The organism is Providencia sp. (assembly GCF_003533305.1).
Classification (GTDB): Bacteria; Pseudomonadota; Gammaproteobacteria; order Enterobacterales; family Enterobacteriaceae; genus Providencia.
Genome location: NZ_DOEH01000031.1, coordinates 161,864 through 181,131, shown reverse-complemented (window position 1 = coordinate 181,131; position 19,268 = coordinate 161,864). Strand labels below are relative to the sequence as shown.

The window sequence follows — 19,268 nt, the reverse complement described above, 5'->3', positions numbered from 1 at the left end:
TTCGATCCCGCTTAGCTCCACCACTATTTTATAAGCCTTCCTGATTTAAAATTCCCTAAAATTAACGATGCAATACTGCGTTCTATATTTAATTCTATGTGTATCACTGTGCAGTATATCCACCATCAATAGGAATAAATGCGCCAGTAATAAAGCTACTGTCTTCGGATAATAAAAATCCAACCGTCTTAGCTATTTCGCCTCGCTGTGCCATACGGCCCATCGGATGGGTTGATGCCATCCACGCCTGTGTGTCTTGTGGTAATGCAGCAATATTTGGCGTTTCCACATAACCGGGACCAATAGCATTAACTCTAACTCCTTTTTTAGCATACTCTAGCGCCGTTGAGCGCGTTAAACCTACTACCGCATGTTTCGCCGCAGTATAAGGTGCAATGCCCGCTATCCCGACGACACCATTACAGGCTGATAAATTAACAACTGCGCCACCACCACTGCGTATGATAGCCGGAATACCGTATTTCAAGCCGTAAAATGTACCGTTAATATCGGTATTAATCACTTCATGCCAAGCTTCTAATGGGTAATCTTCCACAGATACGCCATGAGGGCCGGTAACCCCTGCATTATTCACCAAGTAATGCAATCCACCGAGTTGCTTCTCAATGGCGTTTATTGTTGCCTTAAAGGCTTCAGCATCGGTCACATCCATGACCATTGGAATAACTTTTTGTTGTTTTTCATCGATTCTCTTAGCCGCTTCAATCAATGACCCTTTGTGACGTCCTGTGATGATCACTGTTGCACCGCATAGATATAAATATTGTGCGATGCCTTCCCCTACCCCTGTTGACGCTCCCGTTACCATCGCTATCTTATTCGTAAAATCTTGCATTTTTCAACCCTCACATGATTAACTTTAGTTAATTATATTTCATTGACTATATTTGATTAACTAAAGTTAATCAATCGCTCGTTTTATGTTTACAATGTCGTTATACTTAAATAAAGAATAATAGAGAGGCAATTATGTCTAATAAACTTGAAGATGCATTGTCATTGCTACAATGTACCCTTGTCGCACGCCGAATAAGTTTTACACCGGAACAAGTCACTTGGGGTCAGTATGATGTACTTGAGATATTACGTCTGAAAGGCGATTTGACACCGGGGCAATTAAGTCAACTACTTGGTATCTCACGACAAAATTTATCTAAATTTTTACGTGTTTTGAAGTCATATGATTTTGTGAGTCAATACCAATCAAAACAAGATAAACGAGAATTTATCACTCACCTTACAGATGCAGGACAGGATTTTTTACAACGTGCAGCAACAGGACGTACAGAGAATGCGATGAAAATACAACAGGCTCTCACCGAAGAAGAACAAGTGCTCTTTATTTCCCTCGCTAATAAGGTTACAAGCGCATTAGGTCATAAGTAAGCAGTAACTGCTTACTTGCGCTTAAGTGGCTTTACAAGGCCATCTAGCCCTTCTATTTTTAATCCTAACGCCATCTCCATCAGTTGTCCTAAACGCCCAGCTGGAAATTCACCTTTTTTATAAAACCATAATAGATATTCCTCTGGCAAATCAATCAATATGCATCCTTTATATTTGCCAAAAGGCATATAGGTATTTGCCATATCTATCAGATCTTGCTTTTCCATTTTGTCTCCCACAATAAAAAAACGGCATTCAGATGAACGCCGTTTTTTACTTTAACACTTATTTGTGTTTTACAAAATCAATCCAACTACCGCGGCTGATAAGAAGCTGACTAAAGTTGAACCGTACAGTAATTTCAGTCCAAAACGTGCCACTGTATTACCTTGTTTTTCGTCCAAACCTTTAATTGCACCAGCGATAATACCGATAGAGGAGAAGTTAGCAAAAGAGACTAAGAATACAGACAATATACCGACAGAACGTTCAGATAGACCCGCTGCGATTGCTTGTAAGCCATCCATTGCCACGAATTCATTTGTTACCATCTTAACTGCCATGATGCCGCCTACTTGCAGGGCCTCATCTGCTGGAATACCTAATATCCATGCGAACGGATAGAAAACATAACCCAACATAGTTTGGAAATCGATACCAAAAATAGCAGAGAAAATACCATTAATCATTGCAATCAATGCAATGAAACCAATCAACATTGCAGAAACTATCATCGCAACTTTGAAGCCTGCAAGAATATATTCACCCAACATTTCAAAGAAGGTTTGACCTTCATGTAAGTTGATCATTTGAATATCTTCTTCACCTTCAGGTGAGTACGGATTGATTAATGATAGAACAACGAAGGTACCGAACATGTTAAGCACCAATGCTGCAACAACGAAACGAGGCTCTAGCATAGTCATATAAGCACCAACGATAGACATTGATACCGTTGACATTGCAGTTGCTGCCATGGTGTACATTCTGCGTTCTGACATTCTGCTTAGCTGATCTTTATAAGCAATAAAGTTTTCAGATTGGCCAAGTAATAATGAGCTCACAGCATTAAATGACTCAAGTTTACCCATGCCATTCACTTTTGATAAAACGGTACCAATAAAGCGAATAATAATAGGTAAGATTTTGATGTGTTGTAAAATACCGATCAATGCCGAAATGAAGATGATTGGGCACAGTACTTGTAAGAAGAAGAATGCTAAGTTGCCTTCAATCATTCCACCAAAAATAAATTTAGTCCCTTCGGCCGCATATCCGAGTAGATGGGTAAATACCCCCGCTACACCAAGAACAAAGGATTCACCAATATTCGACTTAAGGAACAAATATGCCAATGCAATTTGAATGACAAGTAGTTGAACCACATAGCGAGGACGGATTCCTTTACGGTTACTACTTGCTAAAATAGCAAGGGCGGCTATTACTACTAAGGATAAAACGAAATGCAGGATCGAGGTCATTTACCACTCCAACAAATTTAAGATTCAGTCTATGTACGTATTCTATGTAATAAGTAACATTTAAATGCGATGAATGTCACATTTAAATGAAAACCAAGAAGGAGTATTTTGTAAAAAGAAGGGGCAGATCACATTTCAAGAACGGAATTAAGATTTATCAAATTAACTCAGTGAGCCATTACCCAAATAAAGGCAATGGCCACCGTGTAGAAATATAGTTCACAACTAGAGATTGAGCAAATTAATCAATTCTTCTTCATCAATAACTTTAATGCCAAGCTCAATCGCTTTCGCCAATTTAGAACCGGCGGCTTCACCTGCGATCACCATATCTGTTTTCTTGGATACACTACCGGCAACTTTTGCCCCTAAAGCTATCAATTTATCTTTTGCTTCATCACGGGTTAAAATATTCATTGAACCGGTCAATACCACCGTTTTTCCGGCAAACGGGCTATCAATTTCTTCACTATTAACCACTTTAACTTCTGGCCATTGAATATTAGCTTTAGCGACTAAATCAGCAATCACCGCCTGATTGTGCTCTTCACGGAAAAAATTCACCACATGCTTAGCCACTACATGGCCAACATCTTGTACCGTTTTTAACGAATCTTCATCGGCAGCGATCAGCGCATCGAGAGTATGATAATGAGCTGCAAGATTTGCTGCTGTAGCTTCCCCGACTTCCCGAATACCGAGCGCATAAATAAAACGCGCTAATGTAGTTTGTTTGGATTTTTCAAGCGCATCAATAAGTTTTTGAGCTGATTTTGGCCCCATTCTATCAAGACCTGTCAATTTACCGGCGCTGAGCTGATATAGATCGGCGGGTGTTTTGACGTATTCTTTCTCAACCAGTTGATCAATGATTTTGTCTCCCATGCCATCAACATCCATAGCACGTCTGGAAACAAAATGTTTTAGCGCTTCTTTACGCTGCGCGCCACACACAAGGCCTGCTGTACAGCGTGCAACGGCTTCACCTTCAACTCGTTCCACATCAGAACCACAAACAGGGCAATGGGTTGGAAATACAATTGCGCGGCTATCGGCTGAGCGTTCACTCATCACCACACTAACAATCTGTGGAATAACATCCCCTGCCCGGCGGATCACAACAGTATCACCAATATGAACACCTAAACGCTCAATTTCATCTGCATTATGTAAAGTTGCATTACTAACCATAACCCCTGCCACCTGAACAGGTTCAAGACGCGCAACGGGTGTAATTGCGCCTGTTCGGCCAACTTGAAACTCAACATCTTTAAGTAAAGTCATCTGCTCTTGAGCAGGAAACTTAAATGCTGTAGCCCAACGAGGTGCTCGCGATACGAAACCGAGCTCTTCTTGCAGCGCGATTGAATTAACTTTAATCACTACGCCATCAATATCAAAACCTAACTGAGGGCGAACTTGCTCAATTTCATGATAGAAATCTAATACGGCCTGATGCCCTACACGCAACTGCACATAGTCACTCACCGGCAAACCCCATGCCTTGAACTGCATTAAACGCTCATAATGAGTGTCTGGTAAGGTATTTCCTTCCACCAACCCAACACCATAACAATAAAAAGTCAGTGGCCTTTTAGCTGTGATGCGAGGATCAAGCTGACGCAATGAACCTGCGGCTGCATTTCGTGGATTAGCAAAGACTTTCCCATCGGTTTTACGTGCGAGTTCATTTAAGGCTTCAAATCCTTTTTGTGGCATAAAAACTTCACCACGAATTTCAACGCGAGCCGGAATATTATCCCCCGTTAAACGCAATGGAATAGCGCGAATGGTTCTCACGTTAACGGTAATATTCTCGCCAACACTGCCATCACCTCGAGTCGCCGCTTGTACCAATTCACCATTTTCATAGAGTAAACTTACAGCAAGACCATCTAATTTAAGTTCACAGCAAAAGGTTAATTCATCGTGATTTTTTAATCGGTCTCTGATGCGTTTATCAAATGATAAATAACTTTCTTCATCAAAAACGTTATCTAATGACAACATTGGGACTTCATGACGAACAGTATCAAAGGCCGCTAAGGGTGCCGCACCGACACGTTGAGTTGGTGAATCATTGGTGATTAATTCAGGATGCTGAGCTTCAAGTGCTTTAAGTTCTTGCATCAGCTTATCGTATTGCGCATCGGGTATCTCTGGGGCATCCAATACGTGATACTGATATTCGTGATAGCGTAATTGTTGTTTTAGCGCTTCGATAGATTGCTGTACAGCTTCAATAGAATGTTTCGTAGTCATGTCTCACCAATAACGATAAAAAACCCCCTAAAAAGGGGGTCTCTGAAAAACGTATAATTAACTTAACGTGTTTCTAATTCTACCATGATACACCTCAATTTTTTGAGGTGTCAGTAATTTTCGTTCATCATCAAGCACAACACCACCTGCATCAGAAGCAATACGCTGCGCAGCTTGTAGCATTAACTTGAAGTTTTGCGCGGCTTCACCATAAGATGGCACCATCATAAACATGGAAACACCAGGGGTAGTAAAGTCAGTCATCGTTTCAGGATCAAAAGAACCCGGTTTAACCATGTTAGCTAAACTAAACAAAACAGGCCCGGTACCCGACGGACTAACATGGCGATGGAAAATTTGCATTTCGCCAAACTGGAAACCTGCCTGCAAAATACTTTGCAATAAAGCATCACCTTGTAACTCTTGTCCCTGATGCGCTGCAACATGAAGGACTAGAACAGTTTCCTTACTACTTGCTGTAGATGCGGCTGTTGAAGGTGCTGCCTGTGATTCAGTTTTCGCCTCAACATGCACTGCATTTTGTTCATGATGTACTGGCTGAGGTTCCTTATGAGATAAGTTCGTATCAAAATAAGGTTCTGTCGGTTCACCATTGACTGGACGAATATTCACTTCAGGAAGTTCAGCCCTTTCTTCAGCCATATTAATCGTCAGTTGCTCAGGTCTACTATTTTCATGAGAAGCAACAGGCTCAGCACGCACATTATTTTCTACATGAGCTTGATTGGCTAATTGAACCGTGCTTTCTGGCCTAACTTTTAGCTCAGGTTCAACTTCACGTTCAATTGTTGATGGTGACTGTATATTGGGTTCAACACGAGTCGCTTCTTTTACCTGATGTACAGGTTCAGACGCAACAGGTTGGGCAGAAGCCCCTGATGTTGACTGTTTTTCGGTAAATAACGCAGAATCATCATAATCTGACGAATTCTCTTGAACGTCACTTTTCCTACGTTTTGCGGGTTTATCGCGAAATAACTTAGAGCGCTCTTTACGGCTGGTCCATAAACCATGCAGTAATAAAGCGACTATGGCTATCGCACCTACGACCACTAATATCAGACGCAAATCCTGCATCGCTGCTATCTCTAGTTGATGAATAATTATGCCTTTACGGCGGAAACTACCTTAAGATTATTTGTCAATCGCTCTAAGTGCAACCCTCAGAACGATTTTCTTACAATAAAGAGAATATTCTGCTTTCGTTTGCTGCTTTTTTAAGCAAATAATGGCTAGTCAGCACAAAATCATATCTATATGATACAGGGTCAACTGAAAAGGAGAGAACAAGAAGTATGACCCAATCGACATTTTCGCCACAAAAAGCACATTCTGGCTTTTATTATTTCGCTCAAGGATGGCGACTCGTCACTCGTCCCGGTATTAAGCGTTTTGTTATTTTGCCTCTAATCGCCAATATTGTTTTTTTAGGGGGCGCTTTTTGGTGGTTGTACAGTAAACTAGGTGGCTGGATAGAACAAGTCATGAGTTATATTCCTGACTGGTTGCAATGGCTTAATTATCTTATTTGGCCTGTCGCTGTCATCTCTATTTTACTAGTCTTCAGTTATTTTTTTACGACCGTGGCAAATATTATTGCCGCGCCATTTAATGGCTGGTTATCCGAAAAGCTTGAAGCTGAGCTAACCGGTATTCCGGCACCTGATGCTGGCGTCGCGGAACTATTAAAAGATGTCCCTCGCATGATGAAGCGAGAATTAGTCCGTATAGGTTATTATTTACCCCGTGCTATTGGCCTGCTAATTTTATTTATGATCCCAGGTATCGGTCAGACTGTCGCTCCGGTGCTGTGGTTTTTATTCGGTGCTTGGATGATGTCTGTTCAATATTGTGATTATCCTTTTGATAATCATCGGGTTGGTTTCAGTGAAATGAAACAAGCACTCGCCAAAGATCGCATGAAAAACATTCAATTTGGTGGTGTCATTAGCCTTCTCATGATGGTGCCTTTTGTTAACTTAGTCATCATGCCAGTGGCGGTTTGTGGTGCGACCCTCATGTGGGTTGATCGCTATCGCGAGCGCTATTCACGCTATTAGTTTCTAAGTACAGTAGTTGCGATATAGTCATTTCTTAGCACATGTGTAGGATGACCTGCACATGTGCTCTCAAAGCAATCATTCTTTAATAATATCAATAAATAGCCATCTAAATAGCTCAAGTATTAATCATTAACTTCAATACAAATGCTTACGTGCATAGAACTATTGAATATAAAATAGCGAATCGTTATAAGCTTATATTCAAATCATATTTGCATTAACCCATTCTTCACGTATGTTGAATCATACTCGTTATACTTCAAATTACCGTGGTGTTATTTTCACTTTTTCACCAAAATCGCATACTTCGATACGCTGAATTAGGATAATTTTCATACGTAACTCACCAGTAATTTGAATTATTTAGGGTATATTGAATTTGGACGTTAAAAATATTCAGGCTAACCGCTTTATTTTAAGGATATCCCATGAGCAAAATTTATGAAGATAATTCGTTAACCATTGGTCACACACCATTAGTACGCCTAAAGCATTTTGGTAATGGTAAGATTTTGGCAAAAGTGGAATCTCGTAACCCAAGTTTTAGTGTGAAATGCCGTATTGGGGCAAACATGATTTGGGATGCAGAGAAAAAAGGACTTCTTACCAAAGATAAAGAATTAGTTGAACCAACCAGTGGTAATACAGGTATTGCGCTCGCTTATGTCGCGGCTGCAAGGGGCTATAAATTAACCCTCACAATGCCTGAAACCATGAGTATTGAACGTCGTAAATTACTAAAGGCACTCGGGGCTAATTTAATATTAACCGAGGGAGCAAAAGGCATGAAAGGGGCGATTGCCAAAGCTGAAGAAATAGTTAATAGCAACCCTAAAAAATATCTGTTATTACAGCAATTTAATAACCCTGCAAACCCTGAAATCCACGAAAAAACAACGGGCCCAGAAATTTGGGAAGATACAGACGGCAATGTGGATGTGGTGATAGCGGGCGTAGGTACTGGTGGTACAGTCACGGGTATTGCTCGATATCTGAAAAAAACTAAAGGTAAGAATGTCACTATCGTTGCTGTTGAACCTGAGACCTCACCAGTCATAAGCCAAGCGCTTGCTGGAGAAGAAATTAAACCCGGCCCACATAAGATTCAAGGAATTGGAGCGGGCTTTATTCCTGGCAACTTAGACCTGACACTACTTGATAAGGTCTTTAAGATTACAGATGACGAAGCAATAGAAACCGCGCGTGAATTAATGAAAAAAGAAGGTATTTTAGCGGGGATCTCTTCGGGTGCTGCGGTTGCCGCTGCCGTTAAACTTTCCGCAGAGCCCGAGTTCAAAGACAAAAACATTGTCGTTATTTTGCCTTCATCAGGTGAGCGTTATTTATCAACTGTCTTGTTCGCAGATATTTCAGCAGAATAGTATTGAATTCGTTAATTATTCGTTAAAAAAGCACCTAATTGGTGCTTTTTTTGTGGCAGAGATCAAAGTTTAGCACGGATTGAGATGATTTATAATTCTGGGTTTAGTATTACATATACCAATTATTTTGCACCGCGAAATTAATCAATTTTTAAGCTATTGTATATCAGGTTTAAGACAGATATTTTGTTAGCCGTTACCAATTGATTTTCCGGTAAAAGATAGAAAAAAGGTCAATATCGAATAAAATAGGAAACCTTTTTGCGAGTTAATAATCTAACTTATACGCAAACCCAGCATATTTCATCTACAATAGCTGGGTAATTATAAAAAACTAAAGCTATTGAGGAAATAATATGTTCCAGCAAGAAGTCACTATTACAGCACCAAATGGTCTACATACCCGTCCAGCAGCGCAATTTGTGAAAGAAGCCAAAGCATTCACTTCTGATATTTCTTTGATTTCTAATGGCAAATCAGCTAGCGCGAAAAGTTTGTTTAAATTACAAACTCTAGGTTTGACTCAAGGCACTGTTGTGACGATTTCAGCCGAAGGCGAAGATGAAAAAGAAGCAGTAGAATTCTTAGTTAAACTGATGGGTGAATTGGAATAATCTTGCACGCAAGAGCGTCAGTTTTACAGATTTAAATCTCTTCCCTGAATGTAATCATTCGGGGATATCTGTTTAATCACTTATCATTACTGTTGTCTCTGCAACATCAGAACTTCTACCAGTAGTAAGGTAATATTATGATTTCAGGAATTTTAGTATCCCCAGGTTTTGCTTTTGGTCAGGCTTTGATCCTCAAAGAAGATCCTATTCTTGTTAGCACAAAAAAAATTGCTGATGATCAGATAGAAAAAGAAATTCAACGCTTTATTGAAGGAAGAAACAAATCAGCCGAACAACTCAGCCTCATTAAAGAGAAAGCCGAAAAAAATCTTGGTGCGGAAAAAGCTGAGATTTTTGAAGGTCATATTATGTTGTTAGAAGATGAAGAGCTTGAGCAAGAAATTGTGACTCTCATCAAAGGCGACAAAAAAACAGCTGATGCTGCTGCATACTCAGTAATAGAAGATCAAGCCCAAGCGCTCGAAGCGCTTGAAGATGAATATCTTAAAGAACGCGCAGCTGACGTGCGTGACATTGGTAAGCGTCTGCTAAAAAATATTTTAAATATGCCTATTGTTGATTTAAGTGCAATCGACAAAGAAGTTATTTTAGTCGCAGCGGATTTAACCCCTTCTGAAACAGCTCAACTAAATTTAGATAAAGTATTAGGCTTTATCACTGATTTAGGTGGTCGTACATCACATACCTCTATCATGGCTCGCTCACTTGAGCTCCCTGCAATTGTGGGTACCTCTGATGCCACAAGTAAAATCAAGAATGGCGATTACGTCATTTTAGATGGTGTAAATAATGAAATTTACCTTAATCCATCTGAAGCCGATATCGACAAACTTAAAGCTTTCAAAGAAGAATACCTGCAAGAAAAAGAAGAGTTAGTTAAATTAAAAGACTTGCCGGCAATTACGCTTGATGGTCACCAAGTTGAAGTTTGCGCCAATATCGGTACTGTCCGTGATATCGCAGGTGCTGAACGTAATGGTGCAGAAGGTGTTGGTCTATATCGCACCGAATTTTTATTTATGGATAGAGACTCTCTACCAACAGAAGAAGAACAATTCCAAGCCTACAAAGCCGTCGCTGAAGGGATGGGTAGCCAAGCAGTTATTGTTCGTACCATGGACATTGGTGGAGACAAAGATCTACCTTATATGAATTTACCAAAAGAAGAGAACCCATTTCTCGGCTGGCGTGCAATTCGTATTTGTCTTGATCGCAAAGAAATTCTACACGCCCAATTACGTGCTATTTTAAGAGCATCTAAATTTGGTAAACTGCGTATCATGTTCCCAATGGTCATTTCTGTTGAAGAAGTCCGTGAACTAAAAGCAGAGCTTGAGTTACTTAAAACTCAGCTACGTGAAGAAAATAAAGCATTTGATGAATCAATCGAGGTTGGTGTGATGGTCGAAACGCCAGCTGCTGCCGTTATTGCCCATCACTTGGCAAAAGAAGTTGATTTCTTTAGTATTGGAACAAACGATCTGACTCAATATACCTTGGCAGTTGACCGTGGTAATGAGTTAATTTCTCATCTGTACAACCCAATGTCTCCAGCCGTCCTCAACTTGATTAAACAAGTTATCGACGCTTCTCACGCTGAAGGCAAATGGACGGGTATGTGCGGTGAATTAGCCGGTGACGAACGTGCAACCTTGCTGCTACTTGGCATGGGACTTGATGAGTTTAGTATGAGTGCAATTTCAATTCCGCGTATCAAGAAATTAATTCGTAATGCAAATTTCTCTGATACTAAAGCATTAGCTGAACAAGCCCTTGCTCAGCCAACGGCAGATGAATTGATGAAACTTGTTGATACCTTTATCCAAGAAAAAACGTTATGCTAGGAGCTGTTAACTTTTAAAAGTTAATTTTGTTCGGTGTAAAGGCGTTTTAATTAAGATGAGAAGTGGGCTACTTAGGCGATTACAACTCAATTTATGCAAAACGCTTTTTAATCGAACCCGAAGGGCAATTTTTGTTAGTCATCTTGTATTAGCTATTGCGTAAATTGCAGCCAATTTTCATCTTCGCTGATTAATCAAGCGCTATACCTGATAACCGACAACAAAAAATAAGCATCATAGTTCAACAGCCCCGAGGAACAGCGCATTAGTTCGGTCCCATATAAACGATTAGGAGAAGGTCCATGGGTCTGTTTGACAAACTGAAATCACTAGTTTCGGAAGACAAAAGTAGCAGTGGCAGTATTGAGATTGTTGCACCTATTTCAGGTGAAATCGTCAATATTGAAGATGTTCCAGACGTTGTGTTCGCAGAAAAAATCGTCGGTGATGGTATTGCTATTAAACCTGCTGGCAATAAAATTGTTGCACCTGTTGATGGTACCATCGGTAAAATTTTTGAAACCAACCATGCATTTTCCATTGAATCGGATGATGGCATAGAACTCTTTGTTCACTTCGGTATTGATACCGTTGAACTCAAAGGCGAAGGCTTTAAGCGTATCGCTGAAGAAGGACAAACAGTGAAGAAAGGCGATTTGGTAATCGAGTTTGATTTAGCGCTGTTAGAAGAAAAAGCCAAATCAGTTCTTACACCAGTTGTGATTTCTAACATGGATGAAATCAAAGAATTGACTAAACTTAGCGGTTCAGTAACCGTAGGTGAAACCGTTATCATGCGCATTAAAAAATAGTGAATTATCATTCACGTTTTTTTTGATTCCGGTGTTAAAAAACCATCAGATGCAAAATATTACATCTGATGGTTTAGATTTATTCGTTTTTAAATCATAATTATATCTTCTACGCACTTATCTTTAAGCCCGCCGCGCATGATTAATTAGCTATCAAAAACGCCTGTTGATAAATAACGATCGCCTCTATCACAAATGATAGCAACAATAATTGCACCAGGATTCGCCTTAGCGACTCGTAGAGCCCCTGCAACTGCACCACCTGAGCTAACGCCACAGAAAATACCCTCTAGCCTTGCTAGCGCTCTCATCGTGTCCTCAGCATCTTGCTGATTAATATCCAATACGCTATCGACCAGTTCACTGTCAAAAATACCCGGTAGATACCCCGGTGACCAACGTCGAATTCCCGGAATTTGACTTTTTTCTGCTGGCTGTAACCCAACAATATGCACATGATCAGATTGAGATTTTAAATAGCGGCTAACACCCGTAATAGTGCCCGTTGTTCCCATACTTGAAACAAAATGAGTAAGACGACCTTTTGTTTGCTGCCAAATTTCAGGTCCTGTGGTGTTAAAATGCGCTAATGGATTATCAGGGTTATTAAATTGATCTAATACTTTCCCCTCTCCCCTTTGCTCCATTTCTTTCGCCAAATCACGTGCCCCTTCCATCCCCACCGTCGTATTTACTAACAATAGCTCTGCACCATATGCTTTCATCGATGCTTGGCGCTCTTTACTCATGTTCTCAGGCATCAACAACTTTAACTTGTACCCTTTGACTGCGGCTATCATTGCCAATGCAATACCCGTATTACCGCTTGTCGCTTCAATCAATGTATCACCTGGTTTAATTTCACCACGTTTTTCTGCTTCATTGATCATTGAAAATGCAGCTCTATCCTTCACTGAGCCAGCAGGGTTATTCCCTTCTAATTTCACCCAGATTTCAGCATCAATTCCTTGCGTCAAACGCTGAAGTTTCACTAATGGTGTATTGCCAATAAACTGTTCCAGAGTTGACACTTCATTTTCCTTATACTAATTTATTATAATTAATAACAAATACTACCCCAACATCAATAACAGAACACCTGAAATAAATTCATTTTTATTATTTAACAAATAGAGTTGATTATTGTTATTACTATTGTTGATATAGCGAATTGATATAATATATTACAATAATAATATCATATTACCAATCTTATTCTTTTGCGGAATAAAACTAATAAATCAATGAATATCAATTAATTAAATGAACCGTCAACCATAATGACTTTATAAAAATTCATTGGTTTATATACGGGTAAATGATAGGGATATAATCAGGAAGGTACTCAGGAATATAACACCAATAATGCTCAATTTATTGGTGTTATATATATTGAAACTATAGATAATAATAGTTTATATTCATGCGCTTTGAGCTAATTGGGGAAATAATAATTCTGTTTTACCTTGGTAAATTTTTGCTTGCTGGCTACCGAGGAAATACTGCTCCCCTCTAAGTGGAATAGTATTTGAGTTTTGCCAAATAACTGAAATAGGATCTTTACTCCAACCTAGCGGCTGAACCGTCAATTGCCAAAAGTGCCCTCTTGGGCCAGATTCTGTCACTCTTACCGGTAAACGATGCTGTTCATCAACTTCAGTTTTCAATGAAATATCCCAAGGCCTTAAAAAGACATCTACATCACCTTGATGCGCACTGGAATGGTTTAGTGGGAATTCATAACTATCAATATGCAATTGCGACCCAATAATACGACCATGCAACTGATTCACTTCCCCCATAAACTCTAGTACAAAACGCGTTTCAGGGTGCTGCCAAATATCATTTGGAGTGCCGACTTGTTCAATCGCACCTTGACTCATCACCACAATTCTATCTGCTACTTCCATGGCTTCTTCTTGGTCATGAGTAACAAAGACACTGGTAAATTTAAGTTCTTCATGTAATTGTCTTAACCATCGACGCAACTCAACTCTAACCTGTGCATCTAAAGCGCCAAAAGGTTCATCTAATAATAGAATTTGCGGCTCGACTGCAAGGGCTCTCGCCAGTGCAACACGCTGTTTTTGACCACCGGAAAGCTGTGCTGGATAGCGTGATGCTAAATGTGCCAATTGCACCATATCTAGTAGCTGCATCACTTTTTGTTTAATTGCTTGTGCAGATGGGCGCTCTTTTCTTGGCAGTACGGTTAAACCAAAAGCGACATTATCAAATACGGTCATATGACGAAAAAGAGCGTAATGTTGAAAAACAAAACCAACACGGCGATCTTTGGCATGAATACGGCTTACATCATGTCCATGAAAACGTAAAGTACCTTGGCTTTGTTGCTCTAATCCCGCAATAATCCTCAGTAGAGTTGTTTTCCCTGAACCTGATGGACCTAACAATGCCACCATTTCACCCGATGCAATATCCAAAGAAATATTATTTAAAACTTCGGTTTTAGCAAAAGATTTGCCAATTTTTTCAATTTCAATACTCATAATTAATGGACTCCTGACTCGGATTGCTGTCGGCTCAGATGCCATTGCAATGCGCTTTTGACTATCAAGGTAAGCATTGCCATCAATGCCAAGATTGCTGCCGCGGTGAAAGCACCAACGGTATTATAATCTTGATGCAATAATTCAACTTGTAACGGCAGAGTATAAGTTTCACCTCGAATAGAACCTGAAACTACTGAAACTGCACCAAACTCACCGATAGCTCTTGCGTTAGTGAGTACCACACCGTATAGCAATGCCCAACGAATGTTAGGTAATGTCACGCGCCAGAACATTTTCCAACCCGATGCACCAAGCAAAACTGCGGCTTCATCTTCTTGGCTTCCTTGGCTCAACATTAAAGGAACCAACTCTCTAACTACAAATGGACAAGTCACAAAAATTGTTACTAATGCCATACCCGGCCAAGAGAACATTAATTGAATATCGAATTCTTCTAACCAGCTGCCAAACCAACTGTTAGAGCCATAAAACAACAAATATAAGAGCCCAGCGACAACCGGTGATACGGCAAAAGGAATATCGACTAAGGTCAGTAATAATTGCCTACCCGGGAAATGAAAGCGCGTCACCAGCCATGCCATCATAGTACCGAAAATCAAATTTACGGGCACTGTGATTAATGCAATGAGCACGGTTAAGCCGATAGCATGTAGCATATCCGCATTGCCTAAATTCATTAAAACCGCATCTAAACCTTTTTGAAATGCAGTAATAAAAATCCAAACAATAGGGATCACTAAAAGTAAAATAGAAAAAAAGATGCCTATCGCAATTAAACTCCATTTACCCCAATTAATAGGTAATTTATCGGCTGTCGATATCGGTGTGATTTGAGCCATTATTTACCCCCTAACCTTTTACCAAAGCGACTTTGTACCATATTGACACTAAATAGAAGGAGTAATGAAACCGCTAAAATCACCGATGCAACAGCACTAGCTGCGGGGTAATCAAATTGCTGTAATTGACTAAAAATCATGAGCGAAACCACTTCGGTTTGCCATGCAATATTGCCCGCAATAAAGATAATTGCACCAAACTCGCCGAGACTTCGGGTAAATGAGAGTACCGTTCCAGCCAGTAACGCAGGAGAAACTTCGGGTAGCACAACACGCCGAAAAGTCTGCCAACGACTGGCGCCCAACGTCTGTGCGGCTTCTTCATATTCAGGCCCAAGTTCTTCTAATACAGGCTGCACTGTCCGAACAACGAAAGGGATACTGGTAAATGCCATCGCGACGGCAATACCTAACCAAGTATTCACCACTTTAATATCAAACTGATGAAGGTATTGACCATACCAACCTGACGTTGCAAATAATGTTGCCAAAGTCAGTCCTGCAACTGCGGTAGGCAAAGCAAAAGGCAAATCGACCAAACCATCGAGAAATAACCGACCAGGAAAGCGATAACGCGTTAGTATCCACGCCAGCAACATGCCAAAAACAGCATTAAATAGACTTGCAACCAGTGCCGCCAGCAAAGTAACTTTATAGGCCGCGACAACTTGCGGATAACTAATCACCGCCCAATATTGTTGCCATGTCATTTCTGATAGCTGAATAACTAAAGCACTCAGTGGCAGTAGTAAAATCAAACAGGTATAAAGTAAACTGCTGCCGAGTGTTAAGCCAAATCCAGGCAGAAAACGCTTTCCTGACTTACTCATTAACGCCGTCCTTGAGCCATTAGTTCATCGAACTCCCCGCCCGTTGAAAAATGTACGTCCATTACTTTTGGCCAACTTCCAAATTGCGACTCGACCGTAAATAACTTAGTTTCAGGAAATTTAGCTTTATTCGCAGCCATTACCGTTTTATCGTTAACTCGATAATTAAAACGGGTAATTGTTTGTTGTGCTTGTGGGCTATAAAGATAATTCAGATAAGCTTTAGCGGCATCTTCCGAACCATTTTTTTGCACATTTTTATCGACCCAAGCAACCGGGAATTCAGCCAAAATATCGACAGGTGGAACAATCACCTCATAATCAGACTCACCGTACTGAGTTCGAATATTATTCACTTCTGATTCGAAACTAATCAATACATCCCCAAGTCCTCGTTCAATAAAGGAGGTAGTTGCACCACGACCGCCAGTATCAAAGACTTCAACGTTTTTCAAAAATTGTTTAACTTGTTCGCGTGTTTTTTTGACGTCACCTGCATTCTCTTGGTTAAATGCTCCCCATGCAGCTAAATAGGTATAACGCCCATTACCGGATGTTTTTGGATTAGGGAAGATAAGTTTGACATCTTCGCGCGCAAGATCATCCCAAGTTTTAATCCCTTTTGGGTTTCCTTTACGTACTAAAAAAGCCATTGTGGAATAGTATGGTGAGCTATTATTCGGTAAACGAGCCTGCCAATCTGCCGAGATCAAATTTCCTTTATCATGCAATATTTGGACATCAGTCACTTGATTGTAAGTCACCACATCAGCTTTCAAGCCTTGTAAAATAGCTAAAGCTTGCTTTGATGAACCCGCATGAGATTGTTTAATAGTCAGCTTGTCATTGGGATGCGCTTCATTCCATTGTTTTTCGAAATCAGGATTTAGCGCGACAAATAATTCACGAGAAATATCATAAGAGCTGTTCAGCAATTCGGCTGCAATAAGTTGTGAGCTACCAAAGAGCGCAAATGTCGCTAAGCTCGCTAAGGCTGTTTTCTTGATAATCGTTTTTTTCATTAGATACCTACTCGTGACTAAACCAAAACTACAGGATGAAGAATACTGTATATGCTTTAGTTATAACTGTGTAGTTATCAATCACCATTTAATATATCAAATTAGAATATCAAAGAAATTATTGAAATAAGCAGTAACATCTCTTTTTAGTTTAATAGGTTAGCAATATGAATACTGCTCATTTGAATGAGTTATAAATAAGATCCTTTCATTTAGCTTTCTATTTTTATCGAAAATATGTTTAAGAAATTACTTCAAATAATTTGAGCTGTAACGAAGTAACAATAAATTCACCCAAGAAGCATGCTCAAATATGCGACTTGGATGAATAAAAGCTACAATTTGAAATATAACGAGTTTAGAGGGAGGTCAGCGCCTCTATCGACGGCGCATAATAATAGCTACCGGATACAGCTTTCGTCATTCTTAACAGATCATCGTATTTGCCGTCTTGTTCCCCAAACATACTGAGTAATTGTTTTTCAATATTATGTAGCGTTGCACAATAGGCAATAAAAAAGAGACCATGCTTACCACTTGCAGTACCGTATGGCAGGCTGTGGCGCATAATTGACAACTCTTCACCGTCTTCTTCAATCACCACACGAGAAACGTGAGAAGTCACATTACGCACATCTTCATCTAACTCGACGCTATCATGTTTTGTACGACCAATCATTTTTTCTTGTTCGTGCTCTGAAAAACGATCCCATTTCTTCAAGTCATGTTCATAGCGTTGTACTAATACATAGCTTCCGCCTTTATCATTGCCGTTATCAATTAATGTCACTTCAGCAATTTCTTCTCCTTGCGGATTTTCAGTGCCATCAATAAAGCCACTTAAGTCGCGGTCATCCACCCAACGGAAACCATGAATTTCTTCCACAACTTGAATTGATTTTCCGAATGCTTTTAATGCGGCTTGGGCCAATGAAAAATTAATATCATGGCGTAATGACTGAATATGGATAAATAAATCTCTTTGGGTCGCTGGTGCTAACCCTTTGCCTAGCGCTCTAAATGGTTTTAATTCAGGGGCACTTTGTGCCTGCCCAAGTTGCTTCCAAACTTCTGAGCCAAACGCAATGACGGCACCAAGGCGGTCATCTGGGTACTTTGATTGTAACTTCGTCAGTTCATCAACGAAATGCTTACAGGCTAATTTCACATCGTCCAGAGAGCCTTCAACCATTGCTTCAATAAATATACCGAAACGACTATGTTCTTTCAAAATACCACTTTGGGAATGCGACATGCTATAAACCTCATAAAATGAATATGTTATCTAACGCTATATAACCTATATTATCCTATTAATTGCTATTTTCACCTTGTTTTAGCGCAAGACTTGATAGAAATTTAACCTCTATTATAGGGCTGAATATTTAGGAAGGGAAAATGATGAGGAATATTAAAAAGATAATACCGTAAACGTTTGATTCGCTTACGGCATTTTGCAAAAGAAGATAATTACTTGGTCCAAATAATTTGTGAAACTTGCCAATCTTTAAGGTCACTATCTGAAGGCATTAAATTTTCAGGTCCATGCCACTTGCCACTAAATCGATAAACCACTTTTTTGCTTTGCTTTGCGGTACATTCAACCGTAGGTATATCATTCATTCTGGCGCCAAGTACGCAAGCTCCAAAAGCTTTATCATAGATATCGCTAAATGAAGTACCCACTTTAGTATCCCATTCAGTCACTACATCAGGGTCGCTAATAATAATGCGTGAAACATACCCATTCTCTGGCCCGATGACTTCAATTTTAATTTTTTCATCATCAATACCTTGGAAAATAGTCACCACATCGCCATTTTCCATTTGCATCCCACTTCTCATTGTATAGCGGTCATCAAGTTGCTCTTTAACAATATCCATTTTCATTGGCGTCATACTCGTCACTTGACCGACACCTGAATCTGACACGACCAATGGACTACTAAACCAAGTCAATGGTGACGTAAACCAAGTCGATGGCGAAAAAGCACTTGTACCTGCACAACCTGACAATAATACAGTGCCCACGAGTAGGGTTACCTTTAACATTTTTGCCATAATACTGACATTTTCCATTGTATTTTGGGACATTGTACTTTGAGACATAGCATCCTCTTAAATCGGTTGTGTAAT

The 19,268-nt window shown here is 39.9% G+C and carries 18 protein-coding genes; 6 read left to right on the top strand and 12 right to left on the bottom strand.

Translation table 11 applies throughout. The features are described from left to right. Positions 1 to 103: 103 nt before the first annotated feature. Positions 104 to 856: an SDR family NAD(P)-dependent oxidoreductase gene (locus DD649_RS19225; protein WP_336431052.1), complete on the bottom strand. Its 753-nt coding sequence runs from the start codon at positions 854 to 856 to the stop codon at positions 104 to 106. A 134-nt stretch (positions 857 to 990) separates the two neighbouring features. On the opposite strand from DD649_RS19225, the gene DD649_RS19220 reads away from it, so the two are divergent. Continuing rightward, complete coding sequence (locus tag DD649_RS19220; protein WP_294110674.1) at positions 991 to 1,407, top strand: MarR family transcriptional regulator; 417 nt, start codon at positions 991 to 993, stop codon at positions 1,405 to 1,407. An 11-nt stretch (positions 1,408 to 1,418) separates the two neighbouring features. On the opposite strand, the gene DD649_RS19215 is transcribed toward DD649_RS19220, so the two are convergent. The 4 genes from DD649_RS19215 to zipA all read right to left on the bottom strand — a co-directional run bounded on the left by DD649_RS19215 (position 1,419) and on the right by zipA (position 6,248). Continuing rightward, entirely contained in the window at positions 1,419 to 1,634 is a 216-nt protein-coding gene (locus DD649_RS19215) for a DUF3820 family protein (RefSeq protein WP_294110672.1), read from the bottom strand. Between the two features lie 69 nt (positions 1,635 to 1,703). After that, positions 1,704 to 2,888 (bottom strand): nucleoside transporter C-terminal domain-containing protein, encoded by a 1,185-nt coding sequence (locus DD649_RS19210; RefSeq protein WP_294110670.1) that lies wholly within the window; start codon positions 2,886 to 2,888, stop codon positions 1,704 to 1,706. 225 nt (positions 2,889 to 3,113) lie between these two features. Next, positions 3,114 to 5,150: an NAD-dependent DNA ligase LigA gene (ligA, locus tag DD649_RS19205; RefSeq protein ID WP_294110668.1), complete on the bottom strand. Its 2,037-nt coding sequence runs from the start codon at positions 5,148 to 5,150 to the stop codon at positions 3,114 to 3,116. 57 nt (positions 5,151 to 5,207) lie between these two features. Next, entirely contained in the window at positions 5,208 to 6,248 is a 1,041-nt protein-coding gene (zipA, locus tag DD649_RS19200) for a cell division protein ZipA (RefSeq protein WP_294110667.1), read from the bottom strand. Positions 6,249 to 6,466: 218 nt separating this feature from the next. On the opposite strand from zipA, the gene cysZ reads away from it, so the two are divergent. From cysZ to crr, 5 genes are all read left to right on the top strand, one after another. Then, entirely contained in the window at positions 6,467 to 7,231 is a 765-nt protein-coding gene (gene cysZ, locus DD649_RS19195) for a sulfate transporter CysZ (RefSeq protein WP_294110665.1), read from the top strand. A 431-nt stretch (positions 7,232 to 7,662) separates the two neighbouring features. After that, positions 7,663 to 8,616: a cysteine synthase A gene (cysK, locus tag DD649_RS19190; RefSeq protein WP_294110663.1), complete on the top strand. Its 954-nt coding sequence runs from the start codon at positions 7,663 to 7,665 to the stop codon at positions 8,614 to 8,616. A 356-nt stretch (positions 8,617 to 8,972) separates the two neighbouring features. Then, positions 8,973 to 9,230, top strand: a complete 258-nt coding sequence (gene ptsH / locus DD649_RS19185; protein ID WP_294110660.1) for a phosphocarrier protein Hpr — start codon at positions 8,973 to 8,975, stop codon at positions 9,228 to 9,230. 137 nt (positions 9,231 to 9,367) lie between these two features. After that, on the top strand, positions 9,368 to 11,095 hold the full coding sequence (gene ptsI / locus DD649_RS19180; RefSeq protein WP_294110657.1) for a phosphoenolpyruvate-protein phosphotransferase PtsI: 1,728 nt from the start codon (positions 9,368 to 9,370) through the stop codon (positions 11,093 to 11,095). 302 nt (positions 11,096 to 11,397) lie between these two features. After that, positions 11,398 to 11,907, top strand: coding sequence for a PTS glucose transporter subunit IIA (gene crr / locus DD649_RS19175; protein WP_294110655.1), 510 nt, complete (start codon positions 11,398 to 11,400; stop codon positions 11,905 to 11,907). Between the two features lie 146 nt (positions 11,908 to 12,053). Here crr and cysM read toward each other — a convergent pair whose 3' ends face one another. The 7 genes from cysM to DD649_RS19140 form a co-directional block, all read right to left on the bottom strand. Then, the gene (cysM, locus tag DD649_RS19170) at positions 12,054 to 12,938 is read right to left on the bottom strand and encodes a cysteine synthase CysM (RefSeq protein WP_294110653.1); all 885 of its coding nucleotides are present in this window, start codon (positions 12,936 to 12,938) and stop codon (positions 12,054 to 12,056) included. A 390-nt stretch (positions 12,939 to 13,328) separates the two neighbouring features. Continuing rightward, entirely contained in the window at positions 13,329 to 14,417 is a 1,089-nt protein-coding gene (cysA, locus tag DD649_RS19165; RefSeq protein ID WP_336431051.1) for a sulfate/thiosulfate ABC transporter ATP-binding protein CysA, read from the bottom strand. 2 nt (positions 14,418 to 14,419) lie between these two features. Then, a complete protein-coding gene (cysW, locus tag DD649_RS19160; RefSeq protein ID WP_294110649.1) occupies positions 14,420 to 15,280 on the bottom strand; it encodes a sulfate/thiosulfate ABC transporter permease CysW in 861 nt (286 codons plus the stop codon). Then, a complete protein-coding gene (gene cysT / locus DD649_RS19155) occupies positions 15,280 to 16,110 on the bottom strand; it encodes a sulfate/thiosulfate ABC transporter permease CysT (protein ID WP_294110646.1) in 831 nt (276 codons plus the stop codon). Before cysT ends, cysW begins: the two co-directional genes overlap by 1 nt. After that, positions 16,110 to 17,132: a sulfate ABC transporter substrate-binding protein gene (locus DD649_RS19150; protein WP_294110644.1), complete on the bottom strand. Its 1,023-nt coding sequence runs from the start codon at positions 17,130 to 17,132 to the stop codon at positions 16,110 to 16,112. Before DD649_RS19150 ends, cysT begins: the two co-directional genes overlap by 1 nt. 358 nt (positions 17,133 to 17,490) lie before the next feature. Continuing rightward, a complete protein-coding gene (locus DD649_RS19145) occupies positions 17,491 to 18,387 on the bottom strand; it encodes a Dyp-type peroxidase (RefSeq protein ID WP_294110642.1) in 897 nt (298 codons plus the stop codon). A gap of 215 nt (positions 18,388 to 18,602) precedes the next feature. Beyond that, complete coding sequence (locus DD649_RS19140) at positions 18,603 to 19,241, bottom strand: RpoE-regulated lipoprotein (RefSeq protein ID WP_294110640.1); 639 nt, start codon at positions 19,239 to 19,241, stop codon at positions 18,603 to 18,605. Between the last annotated feature and the right edge of the window lie 27 nt (positions 19,242 to 19,268).

What these genes read in the sequence shown, in the direction of transcription:
- DD649_RS19225 (WP_336431052.1), bottom strand. Translation starts at nt 856, where the DNA reads ATGCAAGATTTTACGAATAAGATAGCGATGGTAACGGGAGCGTCAACA.
- cysK (WP_294110663.1), top strand. Translation starts at nt 7,663, where the DNA reads ATGAGCAAAATTTATGAAGATAATTCGTTAACCATTGGTCACACACCA.
- cysZ (WP_294110665.1), top strand. Translation starts at nt 6,467, where the DNA reads ATGACCCAATCGACATTTTCGCCACAAAAAGCACATTCTGGCTTTTAT.
- DD649_RS19150 (WP_294110644.1), bottom strand. Translation starts at nt 17,132, where the DNA reads ATGAAAAAAACGATTATCAAGAAAACAGCCTTAGCGAGCTTAGCGACA.
- cysA (WP_336431051.1), bottom strand. Translation starts at nt 14,417, where the DNA reads ATGAGTATTGAAATTGAAAAAATTGGCAAATCTTTTGCTAAAACCGAA.
- DD649_RS19220 (WP_294110674.1), top strand. Translation starts at nt 991, where the DNA reads ATGTCTAATAAACTTGAAGATGCATTGTCATTGCTACAATGTACCCTT.
- cysW (WP_294110649.1), bottom strand. Translation starts at nt 15,280, where the DNA reads ATGGCTCAAATCACACCGATATCGACAGCCGATAAATTACCTATTAAT.
- DD649_RS19210 (WP_294110670.1), bottom strand. Translation starts at nt 2,888, where the DNA reads ATGACCTCGATCCTGCATTTCGTTTTATCCTTAGTAGTAATAGCCGCC.
- ptsH (WP_294110660.1), top strand. Translation starts at nt 8,973, where the DNA reads ATGTTCCAGCAAGAAGTCACTATTACAGCACCAAATGGTCTACATACC.
- ligA (WP_294110668.1), bottom strand. Translation starts at nt 5,150, where the DNA reads ATGACTACGAAACATTCTATTGAAGCTGTACAGCAATCTATCGAAGCG.
- DD649_RS19215 (WP_294110672.1), bottom strand. Translation starts at nt 1,634, where the DNA reads ATGGAAAAGCAAGATCTGATAGATATGGCAAATACCTATATGCCTTTT.
- ptsI (WP_294110657.1), top strand. Translation starts at nt 9,368, where the DNA reads ATGATTTCAGGAATTTTAGTATCCCCAGGTTTTGCTTTTGGTCAGGCT.
- DD649_RS19145 (WP_294110642.1), bottom strand. Translation starts at nt 18,387, where the DNA reads ATGTCGCATTCCCAAAGTGGTATTTTGAAAGAACATAGTCGTTTCGGT.
- DD649_RS19140 (WP_294110640.1), bottom strand. Translation starts at nt 19,241, where the DNA reads ATGTCTCAAAGTACAATGTCCCAAAATACAATGGAAAATGTCAGTATT.
- cysT (WP_294110646.1), bottom strand. Translation starts at nt 16,110, where the DNA reads ATGAGTAAGTCAGGAAAGCGTTTTCTGCCTGGATTTGGCTTAACACTC.
- zipA (WP_294110667.1), bottom strand. Translation starts at nt 6,248, where the DNA reads ATGCAGGATTTGCGTCTGATATTAGTGGTCGTAGGTGCGATAGCCATA.
- crr (WP_294110655.1), top strand. Translation starts at nt 11,398, where the DNA reads ATGGGTCTGTTTGACAAACTGAAATCACTAGTTTCGGAAGACAAAAGT.